The organism is Cobetia sp. PS-4MA (genome assembly GCF_057670765.1).
Genome location: NZ_CM173107.1, coordinates 2,898,579 through 2,917,993 on the forward strand (window position 1 = coordinate 2,898,579; position 19,415 = coordinate 2,917,993).

Sequence of the window (19,415 nt, forward strand, 5' to 3'; positions counted from 1 at the left end):
TGACGTCTGCATGCACACGACGCCCCACGGAAAAGCAGAAGCCCCGCCGATTGGCGGGGCTTCTGCTTTTCGTCGGATGTCGCCATCCATTCTGCGCCGTGCGTTGTCAGTGGCGCTGCGCGTTGTCGCTGTCAAAGACCACTCGTGCCACATCCGCGTAGCGGGCCGCGAAGTGGACGATCATGCCCTCCTTCAGATAGTCCGGCAGCTCATCATAATCCCGCTGATTGGCCTGTGGCAGGATCAGTTCGAAGATGTCACTGCGGCGTGCGGCAATGACCTTCTCACGGATACCGCCCACCGGCAGCACCTGTCCGGTCAATGTCAGCTCACCGGTCATCGCCAGCCCCTTGCGCGGCGCCTGATGCCTGGCCAACGACATCAACGCCGTGGTCATGGTCACGCCAGCGCTCGGGCCATCCTTGGGTGTCGCCCCTTCCGGCACGTGCAGGTGAATGAAGGATTCATTGAAGAAGTCAGCCTCGGCATCGTAGGCCTCAAGATTCGCCAGGGTATAGGAATAGGCGATATTGGCCGATTCCTGCATCACTTCCCCAAGCTTGCCGGTCAGCTTCAAGCCACGCGTCAGGCCGTGCACCCGAGTGGCCTCGATGGGCAGGGTCGCGCCGCCCATGCTGGTCCAGGCAAGCCCGGTCACCACGCCTTCGCCGGCCAGGACCTTCTCGCGACGGAAGATCGGCGCCCCCAGGAATTCCTCGAGATTCTTGACCGAGACCTTGACCGTCGGCAGGTCCTCCTCGAGCAGCTTGACCGCCGCCTTGCGCACGATGCGGTGCAGCTGCTTCTCCAGCTGACGCACGCCCGCCTCGCGAGCATAGCCCTCGATCACCTGACGCAGCGCGGCGTCACTCAGATTGATGCGCTTCTTGGGAATGTTGTCGCGTGTCAGCAGCTTCGGCCACAGGTGATGCTTGGCGATCGCCATCTTCTCTTCGGCGATGTAACCGGAGAGGCGTATCTGCTCCATGCGGTCCAGCAGCGGCCCCGGGATGCTATCCAGCGTGTTGGCGGTACACACGAACAGCACCTTGGACAGATCGAGGCGCACGTCGAGGTAGTGATCGAGGAAGTCGACGTTCTGCTCCGGGTCCAGCACCTCGAGCAGCGCCGAGGCCGGATCGCCCTGGAAGGACTGCCCCAGCTTGTCGATCTCATCCAGCATGATCACCGGGTTCTCGACCTTGACCTCCTTGAGTGCCTGCACCAGCTTGCCGGGCATGGCACCCACGTAGGTACGGCGATGGCCCTTGATCTCCGACTCATCGCGCATGCCGCCGACCGAGAAGCGATAGAACTCGCGCCCCAGTGCCTGAGCGATGGAGCGCCCGATCGAGGTCTTGCCCACACCGGGCGGGCCCACCAGCAGCAGGATCGAGCCACCGACATCGCCCTTGAAGGTGCCTTCGGCCAGGAACTCGATGATGCGTGATTTCACGTCATCCAGCCCGTCATGGTCGCGATTGAGCACCTTGCGCGCATGGGCGAGATCCAGCTGGTCGGTGGAGGTGATGCCCCAGGGAAGCGAGGTCAGCCAGTCCAGATAGTTGCGCGTGGTGCCGTACTCCGGCGAGCCGGTCTCCAGCACCGAGAGCTTGTCGAGTTCGTCGTCGATGCGCGATTGCACCCGTTCGGGAACCTTGAGCTCATCGAGGCGACCGCGGAAGGTATCCACATCATTCTCGCGATCATCCTTGGAGATGCCCAGTTCACGCTGGATGACCTTGAGCTGCTCACGCAGGAAGAATTCACGCTGATGCTTTTCCATCTGCGCGTTGACCTGCTGAGAGATCTCGGTCTGCAGCTGGGCGACCTCGATCTCCTTGCGCAGCAGCGGCAGTACCTTCTGCATGCGCTCCATCACCGGCAACGATTCCAGCACCTCCTGCAACTCCGGCCCCTTGGCCGAGGTGATGGCAGCGGCAAAGTCGGTCAGCGGGCCGGGTTCATGCGGGCTGAAGCGATTGAGGTACTGCTTGAGCTCTTCGCCGTACAGCGGATTGATCGGCAGCAGCTCCTTGATGCCATTGATCATCGCCATCGCGTAGGCACGTGCCTCATCGCTCTCGGCATCCACCGGCTCGCGCGGGTAGGTCACCTCGACCAGATAGGGCGGCTTGCGTGACAACCAGCGGGTGATCCGGAAGCGGCGCAACCCTTGCGCGATGAACTGGACCTGATCCTGGCCATCTTCGGGCTTGTGGACACGCACTGCCGAACCGATCTCGGGAAAATGCTCTGCCCCCATCTCGTCGACTTCGACATCACCGACGAAGGCCAGCCCCACCGCATGGTGTGGCGTGTTGCCGACCCGCTCCATGGTCTCTGCCCAGCGCTGCTTGTTGATGACCAGCGGCTGGACCTGAGCCGGAAAGAAGGGACGATTGTGGATCGGCAGCAGGTAAAGGCGCTCAGGCAGCTGATCACCACTGGGTACCAGCCCACCAGCCCCCGGGGAATGCTCAGGCTCTTCCTGACTGGCATCTTCAAAACCGGACAGAACGTTGTCGTGATCGGAGGTATCTTCGTGACGTGACATGCAACCCTCGTGAAACCGGGCCTCGGTTGAGGCGATCATCTTCACCAATGTGGTCTGTCGGGCACTTTATCAAGTACTGTCGGGCACTTGTCTGACGGGATGCCTGTCTATCGGCACCGGTTCACCACCTGCCGACGGATACGACAAGGCCCGCCAGAAGGCGGGCCTTGTCAGCTGTCCAGCACGATGGCAGACAGAAGGGTACGGTCAGATCCGAAGGTGGCTCAGCCAACTGTGAAAGACAGGCCGGCTCAGTCTGGCCGACTCAGTCTGGCCGGCTCAATCTGACCGGCTCAGTCAGGCTGGCTCAATAGATCGGCTTGCCATTGACGAGCAGCGCATCCCCATCGATGGTCAGCACCAGGTTCTTGTCAGCGGAGTCCGGCGGGATGCCCGCCATCATCGCCAGCATCGGCGGCACATTGCGGAACTCGAAACGTCCACTCATGCGATCCAGGAAGGCACGCTGCCCTTCGATGGTCTGCAGTTCGGCGATGCTCAGATCGGTCATGCCGGCCCCATCGAGAATCAGCTGCCCCTCACCCTGCATGTCGACACCGAAGACTTCGCTGCGCGCCTTGAGGGACTCCAGCGTCAGACGAGGAGACGTGCTCAGCATGGTGAACAGCGGCGCCTCGACCTTCTCGAGCATGGCGACCTGCTGATCTTCCGTCAGCTCTTCAAACGGCTTGCCGGCTTCTTCCAGCAGGCCCTGCAGCTGAGTGATGAAATCATAGACCGCCGCGCCCTGAAGACGGTCGATCGACAGCGCCAGACTGCCGCTGGCCATCTGCTGATCACCGGCACTCACGTCCTGCACGGCCAGCTTCATCAGATAGCGAAGCTCGGTCGGGTCGAGCCGCGTCTCGCCGGAATAGCTGATATCGGTCGCCACCACCGGCGGCTGCCCCATGCCATTGTCGATGGTCAGCGTATCCAGCTCGATCTTGTCATCCTGGCGGAAGTCGTTGTCCGCACCACGATAAAGACCGTTCAGGCTCAGGGTACCGACGCTGATCTTCTCGTCACCATTGGTGATCTCGAAGGGAGAGACCTCGCCGTCGACGGTGATCTCGGGAGTATCACCGCCATCATGTGACGCCGTCAGCTCGCCGCCCTTGAAGTTGAAGCGCGTGCCGCTTTCCGGGTCCTGCCATTCAAAGACAGGCAGTGTCACCGTGGTATCACTGGCACCGCTGAAATTGTCGACGCTGCCGTCGAAGGCGATGGCCTTTCCATCCCCGATGACCTCGGAAAGCACATCGCGGGCCGGTGTACCGTACTGCAGCTTGATGTTGCCCTTCATGCTGGTGGAGAGCAGGCCATGACCGGCTTCATAAGGCAGCACGACACGCACGGGCCCTTGCTGCTCCCCCGTGGCAAGCTCCATCTTGAGTCGACCGCTCGAGTCGAACCAGCCGCTCTGCACGTCATCGCGGCTGGCCTTGATGTCGGCGCTGCTGTCGAGCTCCGCCACCATTCGCGCCATCTCGTCTTCGAAACGCTGACTGGAATACGCCACGCCACCGACATAGCCGGCAGCACCGATGACGACGACAGCCGCCGCAGTTACGAGTCCCTTGCCCATCGTTGTTATCCCTTGTTTATCATTGTTGAAGCGTCACACCCACCACGCAGTGCCTCGCTTCCTGTTCAATGCAGCCACAGCCATAGATGCATGGTCGACCAGGCGAAGATGCCGGCGAAGATGTCATCGAGCATGATGCCGAATCCCCCCGCCACACGACGGTCAGCCCAGCGGATCGGCCATGGCTTGAGAATGTCGAAGACCCGGAAGACCACGAACCCCCAGAGGGCAGCCTGCCATGAAAACGGCACGGCGACCATGGTGATCCAGTAGCCGACGAATTCATCCCAGACGATGCCGGAATGATCGTGGACGCCCAGATCCTTCGAGGTGCGATCACAGATCCAGATCCCGAGAACGGAGGCGGCCACCACGATGGCGATGTAGGGCCAGAGCCCCAGTCCCGCCATCATCCAATAGAACGGAATGGCGGCCAGGGTGCCGAAGGTGCCGGGCGCAAAGGGCGCCGTGCCACTGCCGAGCCCGAAGGCCAGGAAATGGACGGGACGACGCCAGACACTGGCAGGTGCACGATTCATGAGCTCACCTCCGTGGCATCCGCCGGCGGGAAGTGCTGCCAGCTGCGTCCCGCGGCGGCCTGCTCGACCCCTTCCTGCTCGAGGATGACACGCGGCTCGCTTCCCTCCACTGCCTGCATGCGCCCGATGACGCTCAAGGACAGATTCAGGGGGCGCAGCGCGTTGATGGCGCTCTCGAGATGCTCTTCCGGCATCGTCAACAGCAGCTCGTAATCATCACCGCCATTGAGGACCGCCTCGCGCGCGCCCTGCTCGCCAAGCGCCGCCATCAGCTCCGGCGCCAGCGGCAGTTCGCCAAGCTCCAGCACCGCCGACAGCTGACTGGCACGACAGATGTGTGCCAGGTCACCCATCACGCCATCGGAGACATCCAGGCCCGCACTGGCCAGCTGGCGCAGTGCGAGGCCCGCCTCCACACGCGGCTCCGGACGCAGATAGGCGGCCAGACACGGGTCCAGCACATCCCGCGTGCCGGACTGCCATACCTTCAGACCGGCATGCGCCATTCCCGGTGCGCCCGTGATGACCACCAGGTCGCCTTCACGGGCACCATCACGTCGCAGGATGGGGCGGGATACGCTATCCGGGTGGCCTGCATCCTCCAGCACCAGCGGCAGCTCGCCATGCACGGTGATCGTGATGGAGAGCGGGCCGCGTGTGACATCGCCCCCGACCAGGGCGATGCCATGACGTTCGGCCAGCGCATGGAAGCCGGCAGCGAAGCCATGCAGCCAGTCCTCGTCGACCTCCGGCAGCGTCAAGGCCAGCAACGCCCAGCGCGGCGTCGCCCCCATGGCGGCCAGATCGGAAAGATTGACCGCCAGGGCGCGATGCCCGATCGAGGACGCCGGAGCATCCGGCGGGAAGTGAACGCCCGCCACGGAGGTATCGACACTGATCGCCAGCTGCATGCCATCACCGGCGGCGAGGAGCGCACAGTCGTCACCCGGCCCCAGCAGCACGCCCGGTGCCCCGGACAGATCGCGCTGGAAGTAGCGGGCGATCAACTCGAATTCGCCCGGCATGTCAGCGCAGGCGGGCCTGGGTCACCTCGGCGCTGCGCAGCTTGACTGCCAGCTTGTCGAGGATCCCGTTGACGTACTTGTGACCATCGGTGGCACCGAAGGTCTTGGCCAGCTCGACCCCTTCGTTGATGGCGACACGGTACGGCACTTCCATGCGCTTGGAGAGCTCGTAGGCGCCCAGACGCAGGATGGCCAGCTCGATCTCGTCGAGATCCTGAAGACGACGATCCAGCAGCGGGCTGATGCTGGCATCCAGCTCTTTCTGGAAACGCGGTACGTTGTGCAGCAGCTCATGAAACAGCGCCTGGTCAGCGATGCGCATCACCTCGACCCAGTTCTCGTGCAGCTCGACATCGTCATCGACCTGCTGACCGCGAAACTCGGCTTCGATGGTGGTCATGCTCTTGCCGGTCATCTGCCACTGGTAGATGCCCTGGACCGCCAGCTCGCGCGCGGCACGGCGTGCCTGCTGCTGCTTGGACGGCTCACGCTCGGAACGTTGCTGACGTTCGCTCATGCATCACCTCCCATGGCCTTGAGCAGCGAGACCATTTCCATGGCGGCCATCGCGGCTTCAGTGCCCTTGTTGCCGGCCTTGGTGCCCGCACGCTCGATGGCCTGCTCGATGGAGTTGACCGTCAGCACGCCATTGGCCACCGGCGTGTCGAACTCGAGCTGCAGACGAGACAGGGCGGAGTTGCATTCACCGGCAACATATTCAAAGTGCGGTGTGCCACCACGAATCACCGCGCCCAGCGTGATGACGGCGTGCGGCTTGACCTTGGCCAGCACGGCCTTGACGGCCAGCGGGATTTCCCAGGCGCCCGGCACGTGGATCAGGTCGATGTTTTCCTCATCGACGCCGTGGCGTACGAGGGAATCGACCGCGCCTTCCACCAGGCTATCGACGACGTGGTGGTTGAAACGCCCGACGACGATGACGTAACGGCCATCGACATTGGTGAAGGTGCCTTCGAGTTGAGCAATCGGTTGCATGGTCAGTCCACAATGCTAGCGCCCCGGCGAACCGGGGCGGAGATATCAATCATACCGGGAGCGACGACCGCGACTGGTCCCCACTCCCGCCATTTGGGTAGTGCCGGGGCCTTATGCACCCACGGTGTCTGTGCCACTGGCCGCGTCATCACTGCCGATCAGCTCGACCACTTCGAGGCCGAAACCGGACAGCGCAGAGAACTTCCACGGCGAGCTGAGCAGACGCATCCGGCCGACGCCGAGATCCCTGAGGATCTGGGCACCGGTACCGGTAGTCAGATAGTTGCCCGCACCATCGGATTCGTTGGTGCGCGGCGTACGACGTCGTCCGAGGAAGACATCGAGACGTTCCTTGTAATCCTGTGAATCACTGCCGGTATCCAGCAGCACCAGCACGCCCGCATCAGCGGCAGCGACCTGTGACAGTGCATCATGGAGCGCCCAGCTGCTGCTGCCCGGCTGACGCAGGGTCAGGAGGTCACGCATCGGGTCCTCCACATGCACACGCACGGTGGTCAAGGCGTCAGGCGTCGGCGTGCCCTTGACCAGCGCCAGATGATGACGGCCCTGGATGCGATCGCTGAAGCAGTGCAGCGTCAGCTCGCCGAAGGCCGTCTCGACCTGCTCGCTGTCCAGCACTTCCACGGTCTGTTCGTTGTGGATGCGGTATTCGATCAGGTCCGCGATGGTGCCGACCTTGAGATCATGCTCGGCGGCAAAGCGCTCGAGCTCCTCACGACGCGCCATGCTGCCGTCGTCGTTCATGACCTCACAGATCACGCCGGTCGCGCCAAAGCCCGCCATGGAGGCCAGATCACAGGCCGCTTCGGTGTGGCCGGCACGACGCAGCACGCCACCCGGTTCCGCCATCAGCGGGAAGATATGCCCCGGCTGGACGATATCCTGCGGACGGGCGTTGCGGGCGGCAGCCGCCTGCACGGTACGTGCGCGATCAGCAGCGGAGATACCGGTGGTGACGCCTTCGGTGGCTTCGATGGAGAGCGTGAACTTGGTGCCGAAGCCGGAACCGTTGGCCTGCACCATCAAGGGCAGCTGGAGCTGCTCGCAATGCTCACGCGACATCGGCATGCAGATCAAGCCACGCGCATGACGCGCCATGAAGTTGATGTGCTCGGCTGTCACGGCTTCCGCGGCGATGATGATGTCGCCTTCGTTCTCACGATCCTCGTCATCCATGAGGATGACCATCTTGCCCTGCCGGATATCCTCGACGAGTGCTGCGATGCCTGATAGCGCCATGCTTGCTCCACATTTCGGACCGCGCCGACGGTTGCCCGGCCCACGCGTGTTATCAAAAAGTCGGGCGTCAGGGTACCCCGCCACCCGGTTTTGCGCCAGCGCCCCGCGACGCCACTGTCGCCAGACAGCGGCAAGTCCTTGCGCTGGCTGGCAATTTCTCTCAGTCAGTTCAGCCGACAGGCTCGCCGTTGTCGGGCACTGCCGTGATGCGCCAGTCGCGCCCCACGGCACGAATCTCGCGGATCTCGACCCGCCGCTGCTGCGCCATGTGCTCGAGTCCGGGCAGGGCCAGCAACGGACGCGCCTCCCCGCCCAGCAGCGTCGGCGCCATGAACAGCTGCATCTCATCCACCAGTCCGGCACTGAGCATGGCACCGGCAAGCACCGCACCGGTCTCCAGCAGGACCTCATTGGCCTGCTCGTGCTCGGCCAGATGGCGCAACAGCGCCTCGAGATCCACACGTCCCTCCGGGCCCGCCGGCAGCGCCAGCACCTCGGCGCCGGCCGCTTCCAACAGTCTGCGCCGTTCTGCCTGAGCCGCTGTCTCATCCGCGACACAGACCACCAGGGTTCTGCCGTCCTGCTCAAGGATTCGCGCCGCCAGTGGCAGACGCAGATGCGTATCCACCACCACGCGCAACGGCTGACGCGCCACCAGCGCCTCGAGCCCCAGCGGATGCGACTCCAGCCCCAGCTGCTCGGCGCGCACGTTGAGGCGCGAATCATCGAAGATGACCGACTCGATACCGCTCATCACCACGCTGGAGCGTGCGCGCAGTCGCTGAACGGCGCTGCGCGCTTCCGGGCCGGTGATCCACTGGGATTCACCGGAGGCCATCGCGGTGCGACCGTCCAGACTCATGGCCTGCTTGAGACGCACGAAGGGGCGCCCGCGCTCCATGCGCGACAGGAAGCCGGGATTGAGCGCACGCGCCTCCTGCTCCAGCACGCCCACCGTCACGGCGATGCCAGCGCCCTGAAGCATGGCGATGCCACGCCCGGCCACCTGCGGATTCGGGTCCCGCATGGCGATCACCACTCGCGAGATGCCCGCCGCGATCAAGGCGCGTGAGCATGGTCCGGTTCGCCCGGTGTGCGAGCAGGGCTCCAGCGTCACGTAGGCCACGCAGCCCAGGGCTTGCTCACCGGCGGCGGCCAAGGCGTTGACCTCGGCATGCCCTTCCCCGGCGCGCACATGAAAGCCGGTGGCGATCACCTTGTCAGTGACGGGGTCGACCAGCACGCACCCGACCCGTGGATTGGGATGGGTGGTGTAGCTTCCCAGGCGCGCAAGGCGCAAGGCATGCGCCATGTGGCGAATATCGCGACCAGGCTCCTGGCCGACTGCGGTGTCATGAGAGGTGAGGGACATGCAATACCTATCGGCGTGTGACGACAACATGGACCGCCCCGACAGTCGGACCGCAGGACGGTCGGGCGATGCGCGGATCAGGAGCGGCTGTCTTCCTCGCCGGGCAGGAAACTGGGCTCCTGGGCGAGGCGGTCGATCTCGGCACGGAATTCGTCCAGATCCTGAAACCGGCGATAGACGGAGGCAAAGCGGATATAGGCGACCTGATCCAGCCGCTTGAGCTGCTGCATCACTTCGTCGCCGATCCGGCGCGCCTCGATCTCACGCTCCCCCGTGGCGCGCAGACGCTGACGGATACGCTCGACAGCCGCCTCGATCAGCTCCGAGGAGACAGGACGCTTCTCCAGCGCGCGCAACATGCCTGCCCGCAGCTTGTGCTCATCGAAGCTCTCACGGGAACCGTCACCCTTGACCACTCGCGGCATGACCAGCTCTGCCGTCTCGTAGGTCGTGAAACGCTCGCCGCAGGCCGCGCACTGGCGACGACGACGCACCTGGTCACCCTCGACCACCAGCCGGGAATCCGTGACCTTGGTTTCATGAGTTCCACAGAAGGGACAGTGCATTGTTGGGAGCCTGCTTGAGTGCGAGGTGGCGGCGTTGCGTACTTCGGCTTCCGGTACTGCCGAGCAGCGTCGGGCCACGGCAGCACAGCCGAAAGACATGGAATGGGCGCCATTGTAACCGTTAAGACTCGTGCACGGGAGCCTATGTCAGTCAGATCCTATCTGCGTTAGCCTTGAGGAGTGGAAGAGGAATCCGCATAGACTCCCGAGAACCGAGGCCGGCGAGAAACTCCCACAAGGATGCTCGCCACATGAGTGAATGATCTTCACGACCAAGTGCTTACTAATGACGCAAGGAGACGCGACATGGGAATCATCGCCTGGATCATCTTCGGACTGATCGCCGGCATCATCGCCAAGGTCATCATGCCCGGCAAGGACCCCGGTGGCATCATCGTCACCAGCATCATCGGCATCCTGGGTGCCGTGGTAGGGGGATGGATCGGCACGCAGCTCGGCTTCGGAGATGTCACCGGCTTCAATCTGGCAAGCTTCGTCATCGCCGTGCTCGGTGCCATCATCCTGCTGATCCTGTATCGAGTCGTTCGCAGGTAGCCCGCGACCCGCTCGCAGGCACTTCGCGAGCGATTCGCGAGCACTTCGCAAGCAATGCGGGTGGGCCTGATCGGCTCCATGGCCTGACAGGAGCTGATCACATGGCTTTCCCCGCCGGTTTCACCCGCCATGACTCGACGACGGCCAGCCTGCACCAGTGGGCTGGCCGTCGTCTTGCATGGTCAAGTCACATGCACTGATGACTTCGAGGACCGCTCATGCCCGACATGCCACCTCCCGATCCTTCCACCTCTTCCTCACACGCCGCTCGACCGGGCCCACGCTCCCTGTCACACCCGCTCTCGAACGATGCCTTCGCCCGCCACGCCGAGACGCTGCTGGCGGTGATCTATCCCGAGCGCAAGGATGAGGTGCTGCGGCGTCTCGAGACACTGATGGAGCTGCATCGTTCGCGTCTTGCCCCCCGGGTTCCCGAGGGCGAACCGCTGTGGAGCGAACGCGATCAGTGGCTGATCACCTACGGCGACAGCGTGCAACAGGAAGGCGAGGCTCCGCTGGCCACCCTGAATGACTTCCTCGCGAGCCGTCTGGGTGACTGCCTCTCCGGGGTGCACGTCCTGCCCTTCTTCCCCTGGAGCAGCGACGACGGCTTCAGCGTCATCCACTACCGTGAGGTCAATCCGGCCCTCGGCGACTGGCAGGACATCCAGCGTCTGAGCGAGCAACGTGACCTGATGGCGGACCTCGTCATCAACCACTGCTCGCGGGAATCGCTGTGGTTCGCCGATTATCTGGCCGGCGTGCAACCCGGCCGCGATTACTTCATCGAGATGGACCCGGAAACGGACGTCTCCAGCGTGGTGCGACCACGCCCCTCGGCCCTGCTCACGCCGGTGCATACCCGTCGTGGCCTGCGTCATCTGTGGGCAACCTTCTCGGATGACCAGATCGACCTCAACTTCGCCAATCCCGACGTCCTGCTGGAGTTCATCGGTATCCTGCTCTATTACCTCGAGCAGGGCGCGCGCATGATCCGCCTCGATGCCGTGGCCTTCCTGTGGAAGCGTCTGGGCACCTCCTGCGTGCATCTGCCGGAGACGCATGCCGTGGTCCGCCTGCTGCGCGCCATCGTGGATCATCTGGCCCCCGGCAGCCTGCTGATCACGGAAACCAACGTGCCCCACGCCGAGAACATGTCGTATTTCGGCCTCGACCGCCTTTCCGAGCAGGACCTGACCTCCCTCGAGGGCAGCGCCCAGGCCGATGAAGCCCACATGATCTATCAGTTCACGCTGCCGCCGCTGACTCTGCATACCCTGACCTCCGGGGATGCCAGTGCGCTGACCGAGTGGGCCGCCAGCCTGCCCTCTCTGCCGGCGGGATGCAGCTACTTCAACTTCACGGCCAGCCACGATGGCATCGGCGTGCGTGCGCTGGAAGGCCTGCTGCCGGACCATGAGCGCGATACCCTCGTGCGACTGGTGCACGACTTCGGTGGCTACGTCAGCATGCGCGCCAACCCGGGACGCGCCGACACCCCCTATGAGCTGAACATCAGCTATTTCGATGCCCTCAAGGGCACGCGGCGTGGACGGGACCCGTGGCAGATCGAGCGCTTCATCGCCAGTCAGACCCTGATGCTGAGCCTGCAGGGCATTCCCGGCCTCTATCTTCATTCACTGACCGCCACCCCCAATCACCAGGAAGGGGTCGAACGCGACGGGCATCTGCGCGCCATCAACCGCCGCAAGTGGCAGCGCGATGAACTGGAAGCCCTGCTGTCCAGCCCCAACACCGCGACCCATGAGGTCTTCCATGCCTTGAAGCGTCGCATGACGCTGCGCCGCGAGGAGCCGTGCTTCCACCCCGATGCCCATCAGCAGGTGTTCGACCTGGGGCCGGACTTCTTCGTCTTCGAGCGCGTCACCCACGAGGGACGCCGCCTGCTGTTCGCTCTCAATGTCACCGACCAGCCGCGTGTGCTGCCCTTGCCGGAAAGCTGGCAGGGCCTCGCATTGACCGACCACCTGTGTCATGACAAGGCCTTCGACCCCGCCATGGCGCGCCGCCCCTATCAGGCAGCCTGGCTGATGGAGCAGTCGGTGCGCCCACCGGCCATCGAGGTCGTCTGACCTGACGACGTGCCCGCCAACGACAACGGGGCTGCCAGTGGCAGCCCCGTTGTCGTTTTACCTTCCCGTGTCTGCCGCAACGTGCGTGACCCATGAAAGCGGTTGGTGAAAGGTGTCGTTACTGGTTGTCCAGCTCCACCGCTTCATGCATGCGCTCGAGCAGGTCCGGCACCGCGGACTGCACCCGGTTCCAGCTCGGAATGAAGGGCTTGTCACGCGGGTTGTCGAGGAAGGCGCTGCCGGCATCCATGATGTTGGCGGCGAACAGCTCCACTGCCGCTTCCTCGCTGTGACGATCCACCGTCAGGCCATTCATGACGGCGTCGTTGTAATAGGTCTCGATCAGATCCAGCGCGATGCGATAGTAGGTCGCCTTGATGGTGCGGAAAGTCTCGCCGTGGATCTCGACCCCCAGCGTCGCCAGCTTGCGATACATGGCCTTGGCGATATCCAGACTCATGCGATTGAGGCCGCCCAGCGCATCTTCCTCGGACAGCGGCTGATGCTTGTGATCATAGGCATCGGCGATGTCCACCTGGCACAGACGCTTGGTGGAATAGTTGCGATGCACCTCGGAAAGCACGCCGATCTCCAGCCCCCAGTCGCTGGGGATGCGAATGTCCGCCAGCACGTCGGTGCGCATCGAGAACTCACCGGACAGCGGATAACGATAGCTGTCGAGATAATCCAGATACGGCAGCGGGCCATAGACCTTCTTGAGCGCACGGATCAACGGCGTGACCATCAGACGTGCCACGCGACCATTGAGCTTGCCCTGGGCGATGCGCGAATAGTAGCCCTTGCAGAATTCGTAGTTGAACTGCGGATGGGCGACCGGGTAGATCAGGCGCGCCAGCAGGCCGCGATCATAGGTGACGATATCGCAGTCATGCAGTGCCACCGCCTCGGCGATGCCTGATGACTGCACGTAACCGGAGCAATACCAGACGTTGCGCCCCTTGCCGGCCTCCATCGGTGCCAGACCATGCTCGGTCAGCTCTTCATCCAGTGCACGCAGGCGCGGCCCGTCGTTCCACAGGATACGGTGATGCTGTGGCAGGTGAGAGAAGAACTCCTTGGCATGCTCGAACTGGTCGCGGTCGGCACGATCCAGCCCGATCACGATCTCGCTGAGATACGGCACCTGCGCCAGCTCATCGACGATGTGCTTGAGTGCGGGGCCTTCCAGCTCGGAATACAGCGACGGCAGAATCAGGCTCATCGGCCGCTTGCGGGAGAAGCGCATCAGATCCGCTTCAAGGTCCTCCACCGGACGGTCGGTCAGGTTATGGAAGTTGGTGATGATGCCATTCTGGTAAAAATCGCTCATGTCAGCTCCTTGTCATACCGAAGACACGCATCAGGCAGGCGTCAGGCGCGCAGGCCTCTGGATGTCCATTCTTCCGGCTGGCCATTGGCCAGCCAGTGACGCAATCCCTCGACCCATCCCTGCGGCCCGGGGTGATTGGCACGAAAACAGCGGCGTTCATCCGCCAGTAGCGGATACTCGGCAAGCTCCCGATCGCGCTGTGAGGTATCACCGACGCCGGGGATCAGGACAGCGTTGTCGACCGCGGCCAGCAATGGCAGGTCATTGGCGCCATCACCGAAGCCCAGTGTCCAGGGACGCACCCGCTCACAGAGCCGGTAGCGCGCGATCAGATAGCGCGCCGCCACCCCCTTGTCAGTGTCGCCCGTCACATGATGGAAACGCCCGCCCCGCGTCAGCTTGAGGCCATGGCTGGCCAGGCACGTGCGGAACTCCTCGAGGCGCTCCGGCGCGTCCTGCCATACCAGCGGTTCACTGGCATCACGCTCCCCCGCCAGCGCCGCATCCGCCTCCCCCAGCCCCGTCAGCTCGCTGATTCTTGCCACCGACATCGCGGCAAAGCCTTCAAAGGCGAACTCCTCCCTCAATCCCTCCAGCACCTCGAGAATCGCGCGGCGCGGCATGGCCACCGCGATACGGCACAGGCCGTGCGCATCCGGGGCACTGGCCTCCTCCAGTGGATAGGCACTGAGCCAGGAGGCCGGCAGCGCCACGACGCCTCCGTTCTCGGCGATCCAGGGCTGACCCGCCAGCCCCAGCGAGCGCATCAAGGGCGTGAGTTCAGCCGCGGTCTTGGAGGTATTGGGCACGACCCAGGCGCCGCGAGCACGCAGGCGGGTCAGCCAGCTGCGCGCCGGACCCGGCGAGTAATCGTGATGGTCCAGCAGCGAGCCATCCAGGTCGGTCAGCAACAACAGCGGTGCTTGAGTCTCTGACATGTGAACTCTCCTCATGAAGTGCTGCAGCGTGCCAGGCATCCCTGCGGTGCGGTCTCGTTGCGCCAGGCAAGCCTGCCAAGAGCATTGCAGGGAATGTGCCAAGATGGTGCAGTCGCAATGACAGTCTGGCCTCTCATCTCTCAACTCTGATTCACTGCCGGCTTGCTTGCACCAACAATAAGCACTAATCCCCTGATGCATGTCGCGTCGCCACATTACAGCGCAAGTCTGTCGTCACGAACGACGACGCCCTCGCATCTGCGAGGGCGTCGAGTCTTCGGCCATCAGCAACATCTGTTGAGACTAGACCAGCCACAGTGACAGTTGCGGCCACAGCAGCAACATCGCCAGCACGCACAGCTGGATGGCGATGAACGGCAGCAGCGAGACGAAGATATCCTTGAGACTGATGCCTTCCGGTGCCACGCCTTTCAGATAGAAGGCGGCAGGCCCGAAGGGAGGCGACAGGAAGGACACCTGCATGTTGACCGCGAACAGCACGCCGAACCATACCGGGTCATAGCCAAGTTGGATGATGATCGGCACGAAGATCGGCAGGGTCAGCATCGCGATGCCGATCCAGTCGAGGAACAGCCCCAGCAGCAGCAGGATCGCCATCATCACCATGATGATCGCCAGCGGCGGGATATCGAGGCCGAGAATCATGCTCGACACGAAGCGGTTGCCGCCCATCAGGTTGTAGACCCCGACCAGCGCCGCCGCCCCGATACCGATCCAGATGATCATGCCGCAGGTGTTCATGGTCTGGGACAGCGCACGCTGCATCAGGGTGATGGAGAATTCACCCCGCAGCATCACCGCCACCAGCACGCCGAAGCTGCCCATCGCCGCTGCCTCCGTCACCGAGGCCACCCCGCCATAGATGGAACCCAGCACCAGTCCCGCGATGATTGCCGGCACGCCGACGGCCTTGAGCAGCTCACGCTTGCTCTGGAAGCTGGCACGCCGTTCCTCCTCGGGCATCACCGGCCCCAGCGCGGGATTGCGCAGGCAGCGGATCAGCACATAGAGGATATAGCTTGCCATCAGCACGATGGCCGGGGTGATCGCCGCGGTGAACAGATCGGCAATCGACTGGTTGGCGATCAGGCCATAGATGATCAGCACGATGGAGGGCGGCATCATGGTGCCCAGTGAGCCCCCGGCACACACCACGCCGATGGCGATGTGCTTGTCATAGCCGAGCCGGAGCATCTGGGGCAGCGCCAGAATCCCCAGCAGCACGATCTCGCCGCCGATGATGCCGGACATCGCCGCCAGGAAGAACGCCACCACGATGGTCTGGATCGCCACGCCACCCGGCAGGCGACCTGCCATCACGCGCATGGCATTGAACAGGTCCTTGGCGATCCCCGAGCGATCCAGCAGCGAGGCCATCAACACGAACATCGGCACCGCCACCAGCGAATACTCGGTGACGAAGCCATAGACACGACTGGTGACCAGCGGCAGCGCCATCGGGCCGAACCAGCCGAAGGTGTAGGCCAGCGCGACCAGGCCGGTGACGAAGGCCAGCGGCAGGCCCGTGACCAGCAGCGCGAAGATGCCGCCGACCAGCAGCATGGTAGCCGTTGCGATATCCATCAGCGCTGCTCCTTGTCTGACGTGGTACGCGTCTCTTGTGCCGGGTGGGCAGCGGCGTCACTTTCCCCTTCGGGCGGACGGGGAGAGAAGAAGGTCTGGTAGAGATGCCACAGCGCCTGCAGGGTCATCACCGCCAGCGCGAACAGGATCACGCCCTTGGTCAGCGCTGGAAACGGCGGGTTCCACGAGGTACCGGAGCGCTCCAGCTGCCATTCGCCCAGCGGGCTGTGCGAGGCGCGCCAGAACATCACCCAGCCTGCGTAACTCATCGCCATGCAGAACACGAGCGTCATCACGTCATTGAAGCAGTCCAGCACGTAGCGAAAGCGCGTGCCGACCAGGTCGTAGAGCACACGCACGCGAATATGGCGGTTGTTGGCCAGCGCCGCCGGCCCGCCCAGCGCGAAGCTGGTCGCGACCAGAAAGATCACCGTCTCGTGGACCCAGGAGGTCGGCGAGTCGAGGCCATAGCGCATCACCACCTCGAACACGCTGATCGCCATCGCCAGCAATACCAGCCACGCCGCGGCGCGCGTGCCCTTGCCGACCAGTCGGTCCAGCGGCGTGCGCGTGCCCAGATTCGGGTCGTGGTCATCCGACGCCTCCGGCAGGCCCGGCGACGCCACATCATGTTCTGCCATATCGAATTCCTTGCTAACTGGCTTGCTCAAGGAGGATCGGCGCGCCCAGTGAGCACGCCGATCATCATCTCCCGCGTCTTTCCTGATCGTCTTGATCCTGTCGACGTCTCGCCCCGGCGACTCTTGTCACGCGGCCGATGACAGCGAGTGGACGCTTACATCAGGTTGCGGTCGGTGAGGAAGGTGACCACGGACTCGTAGACCTTGCCGGTCAGCTCGTTCTTCTCGGCCCATACCTTCCACTCCTGCTGGGCGATGCGACGGAACTTGGCGCGCTCTTCCGGCGCCATGTCGATCACCTCGATATCCGGATTGGCTCGCGCCGCGCTCACCGCCTTGAGGTCACGCGCCTTGAGGGTGAAGACCATGTCGTAGGCCATCGAGTCAGTCGCGGTCTCCATGATCGCCTTGAGATCCGCCGGCAGGCCGTCCCAGATGTCCTTGTTCATCGACACCGCCACCATCGGCAGCGAGTGGAAGCCCGGATAGGACGGGTACTTGGCGAAGCTGTGCAGGCCCTGGTCATCATTGGTGGCGAACACGGTGTAATCCGCCGCGTCGATCACGCCCTTCTCGAGACCGGTGTAGACCTCGGAGCCCGGCAGGTTGACGGGGGCTGCACCGGCCTTCTGGAAGATGTTGTAGACCATGCCTTCCGGCGCACGCACCTTGAGGCCCTTGAGGTCATCGACGGTACGCACCGGCTTCTTGGAGACGAAGGACTCAAGCCCGGTGGCGCCTGCGCCGATCAGATGCACGCCGTAGGGCTCGACCAGCTCGTTGTAGAGCGCCTCACCGCCGCCGTGCTGCATGTACTCGAGATATTCCAGCGGATCCCCCCAGGCACCCACCAGGTTGCCCAGCATGCCGAAGGCCGGATTCTGGCCCGAGAAGTAGGACGGGTCCGTCAAGTGGCCCTGCAGGATGCCGGCGCTGACGGCGTCCAGCGTCTGGTTGGCCTGTACCACGGCATTGACCGGCAGGATCTCGATGGCGATGCGCCCATCCGACATGGTCTTGATGTTCTCGGCCCAGGCCTTCTTGACCTCGAACTGCGGCTCACCGGCCGTTTCCGAGGTCTGGAAGGTCCATTCGTACTCGGCCGCCCAGCTGGGCGCGGCCATCGCACTGGCGGCCAGCGCCGTGGAAAGGGCAAGCGCCTTGAGCGCGAAACGCCCGGAGGCGAGGGACGGACGGTGGGACGTGGTGGAATGCGGCATGGTGGAACTCCTGGCGTGTTGTTATGACGTGTTATGACGTTCTTTGGCGGAGGGAAGACGTGCAGACACTTCCCGGCGTGGCGACGCCCAGGGCGCGGGTCAATCTCTTGACAGGGGGGCGGAGAGACTGGGCAGCTGACCGAAACGACGCAGCAGCTCCAGCGGCTCCTGGGCACGCCCGACACCGTGCGGCCCATCAGCCACCTCGGGCATGGCGAGTCCGAGATCGCGCCCGGTGCGATCCAGCACATGCAGGGTCGCGGCATGGGCCGCCTCCGGCTGGCGCAGACGAATCGCCTCCATCACCGCACGATGGCGACCGAGACTGTCGCCCAGCTCCGAGGCATTGTGATTGGAAGTCGCCACCAGCAGGCTGATCGAGGGCTTGAGCACATGGCCGAGCTGCGCCCAGATGACGTTGTGGGTCGCGGCGAAGATGGCGTCATGGAAGGCGATATCGGCACGATCGAATTCTTCCATGGCGCTGCCGCCATGCACCGCCGCCGCCATGCCGTCGTAGGCCTGCTCGATGGCGGACAGGTCCTGGGCGGTGGCCTCGGTGGCCGCCAGTGCGGCAACGAAGGGTTCGATGGAAATGCGGAAGGCGTAGATATCCCGTGCCAGCTGCGGATGCGGCATCGCATAGCGTGTCATCCAGCCGGTGACGCGTGGGTCGAGCAGATGCCACTCGCTGAGCGGATTGACGCGCGTGCCCTGCCCGGTGGTGCGGGTCAGGATGCCGGCATTGACCAGACTCTGGATCGCGGTGCGTACGGTGGCACGGCTCTGGGCGTGCTGATCGCAGAGATCCAGCTCACGAGGGATCAGGCTGCCCGGCGGATAACGATTCTCGAAGATGGCCTGCGCCAGCCATTCCGCCACATCGACACGGGAGGTGGTCGACGATTCACTGGCGGTCGCTGACGTAGGGGATGACGTGCCGGCGCGCGGGTGGCCGCCTGCAGCACTCCTGGGGGGCGTGGGCATGATCGAACGTTCCTTGATGGCGTGGCGCGTCAATTGTGGCTCGCTCACCTCCCTCGCAGGATGGGTCGCGGTGCGCTCTTGTCCGTCAAGGAATAGCCCATGTCAGACATGCCAACAAGACACCTTAGACCAAGGGTGAGACC

Annotated in this window: 17 protein-coding genes; 2 read left to right on the forward strand and 15 right to left on the reverse strand. The window is 63.8% G+C overall.

The window, feature by feature from the left end:
• Positions 1-106: 106 nt before the first annotated feature.
• The 9 genes from lon to nrdR all read right to left on the reverse strand — a co-directional run bounded on the left by lon (position 107) and on the right by nrdR (position 9,903).
• Positions 107-2,557: an endopeptidase La gene (gene lon / locus AC26AR_RS12345; protein WP_077374983.1), complete on the reverse strand. Its 2,451-nt coding sequence runs from the start codon at positions 2,555-2,557 to the stop codon at positions 107-109.
• 307 nt (positions 2,558-2,864) lie between these two features.
• Complete coding sequence (locus AC26AR_RS12350) at positions 2,865-4,145, reverse strand: DUF945 family protein (protein ID WP_271302186.1); 1,281 nt, start codon at positions 4,143-4,145, stop codon at positions 2,865-2,867.
• A gap of 65 nt (positions 4,146-4,210) precedes the next feature.
• Positions 4,211-4,684: a phosphatidylglycerophosphatase A family protein gene (locus AC26AR_RS12355; RefSeq protein ID WP_077374989.1), complete on the reverse strand. Its 474-nt coding sequence runs from the start codon at positions 4,682-4,684 to the stop codon at positions 4,211-4,213.
• Positions 4,681-5,709 (reverse strand): thiamine-phosphate kinase, encoded by a 1,029-nt coding sequence (gene thiL / locus AC26AR_RS12360; RefSeq protein ID WP_488107130.1) that lies wholly within the window; start codon positions 5,707-5,709, stop codon positions 4,681-4,683. The genes AC26AR_RS12355 and thiL overlap by 4 nt, the downstream gene beginning before the upstream one ends.
• Position 5,710: 1 nt before the next feature.
• Positions 5,711-6,226 carry a transcription antitermination factor NusB gene (gene nusB / locus AC26AR_RS12365; protein ID WP_084208057.1) on the reverse strand — a complete coding sequence of 172 codons (516 nt, stop codon included), beginning with the start codon at positions 6,224-6,226 and terminating at the stop codon, positions 5,711-5,713.
• The gene (gene ribH / locus AC26AR_RS12370; protein ID WP_043331374.1) at positions 6,223-6,705 is read right to left on the reverse strand and encodes a 6,7-dimethyl-8-ribityllumazine synthase; all 483 of its coding nucleotides are present in this window, start codon (positions 6,703-6,705) and stop codon (positions 6,223-6,225) included. Before ribH ends, nusB begins: the two co-directional genes overlap by 4 nt.
• Before the next feature lie 111 nt (positions 6,706-6,816).
• Positions 6,817-7,965: a bifunctional 3,4-dihydroxy-2-butanone-4-phosphate synthase/GTP cyclohydrolase II gene (ribBA, locus tag AC26AR_RS12375; protein WP_077374998.1), complete on the reverse strand. Its 1,149-nt coding sequence runs from the start codon at positions 7,963-7,965 to the stop codon at positions 6,817-6,819.
• Positions 7,966-8,134: 169 nt separating this feature from the next.
• Entirely contained in the window at positions 8,135-9,337 is a 1,203-nt protein-coding gene (gene ribD, locus AC26AR_RS12380) for a bifunctional diaminohydroxyphosphoribosylaminopyrimidine deaminase/5-amino-6-(5-phosphoribosylamino)uracil reductase RibD (protein WP_488107131.1), read from the reverse strand.
• 77 nt (positions 9,338-9,414) lie between these two features.
• Positions 9,415-9,903, reverse strand: coding sequence for a transcriptional regulator NrdR (gene nrdR / locus AC26AR_RS12385; RefSeq protein ID WP_077375003.1), 489 nt, complete (start codon positions 9,901-9,903; stop codon positions 9,415-9,417).
• A gap of 306 nt (positions 9,904-10,209) precedes the next feature.
• On the opposite strand from nrdR, the gene AC26AR_RS12390 reads away from it, so the two are divergent.
• Together AC26AR_RS12390 and AC26AR_RS12395 are read left to right on the forward strand one after the other, a co-directional pair.
• Positions 10,210-10,458, forward strand: coding sequence for a GlsB/YeaQ/YmgE family stress response membrane protein (locus AC26AR_RS12390; RefSeq protein ID WP_077375006.1), 249 nt, complete (start codon positions 10,210-10,212; stop codon positions 10,456-10,458).
• Positions 10,459-10,676: 218 nt separating this feature from the next.
• Positions 10,677-12,551: a sugar phosphorylase gene (locus tag AC26AR_RS12395; RefSeq protein ID WP_254696543.1), complete on the forward strand. Its 1,875-nt coding sequence runs from the start codon at positions 10,677-10,679 to the stop codon at positions 12,549-12,551.
• A 118-nt stretch (positions 12,552-12,669) separates the two neighbouring features.
• On the opposite strand, the gene AC26AR_RS12400 is transcribed toward AC26AR_RS12395, so the two are convergent.
• From AC26AR_RS12400 to AC26AR_RS12425, 6 genes are all read right to left on the reverse strand, one after another.
• Positions 12,670-13,881: a glycosyltransferase family protein gene (locus AC26AR_RS12400; protein ID WP_077375009.1), complete on the reverse strand. Its 1,212-nt coding sequence runs from the start codon at positions 13,879-13,881 to the stop codon at positions 12,670-12,672.
• 41 nt (positions 13,882-13,922) lie between these two features.
• A complete protein-coding gene (locus AC26AR_RS12405) occupies positions 13,923-14,819 on the reverse strand; it encodes an HAD-IIB family hydrolase (protein WP_488107132.1) in 897 nt (298 codons plus the stop codon).
• A 303-nt stretch (positions 14,820-15,122) separates the two neighbouring features.
• Positions 15,123-16,424 (reverse strand): TRAP transporter large permease, encoded by a 1,302-nt coding sequence (locus AC26AR_RS12410; protein WP_077375014.1) that lies wholly within the window; start codon positions 16,422-16,424, stop codon positions 15,123-15,125.
• Positions 16,424-17,065 carry a TRAP transporter small permease subunit gene (locus AC26AR_RS12415; protein WP_077375017.1) on the reverse strand — a complete coding sequence of 214 codons (642 nt, stop codon included), beginning with the start codon at positions 17,063-17,065 and terminating at the stop codon, positions 16,424-16,426. Before AC26AR_RS12415 ends, AC26AR_RS12410 begins: the two co-directional genes overlap by 1 nt.
• A gap of 155 nt (positions 17,066-17,220) precedes the next feature.
• Positions 17,221-18,285 carry a TRAP transporter substrate-binding protein gene (locus AC26AR_RS12420; protein ID WP_136938766.1) on the reverse strand — a complete coding sequence of 355 codons (1,065 nt, stop codon included), beginning with the start codon at positions 18,283-18,285 and terminating at the stop codon, positions 17,221-17,223.
• A 99-nt stretch (positions 18,286-18,384) separates the two neighbouring features.
• On the reverse strand, positions 18,385-19,272 hold the full coding sequence (locus AC26AR_RS12425; RefSeq protein WP_488107133.1) for a FadR/GntR family transcriptional regulator: 888 nt from the start codon (positions 19,270-19,272) through the stop codon (positions 18,385-18,387).
• Positions 19,273-19,415: the final 143 nt, after the last annotated feature.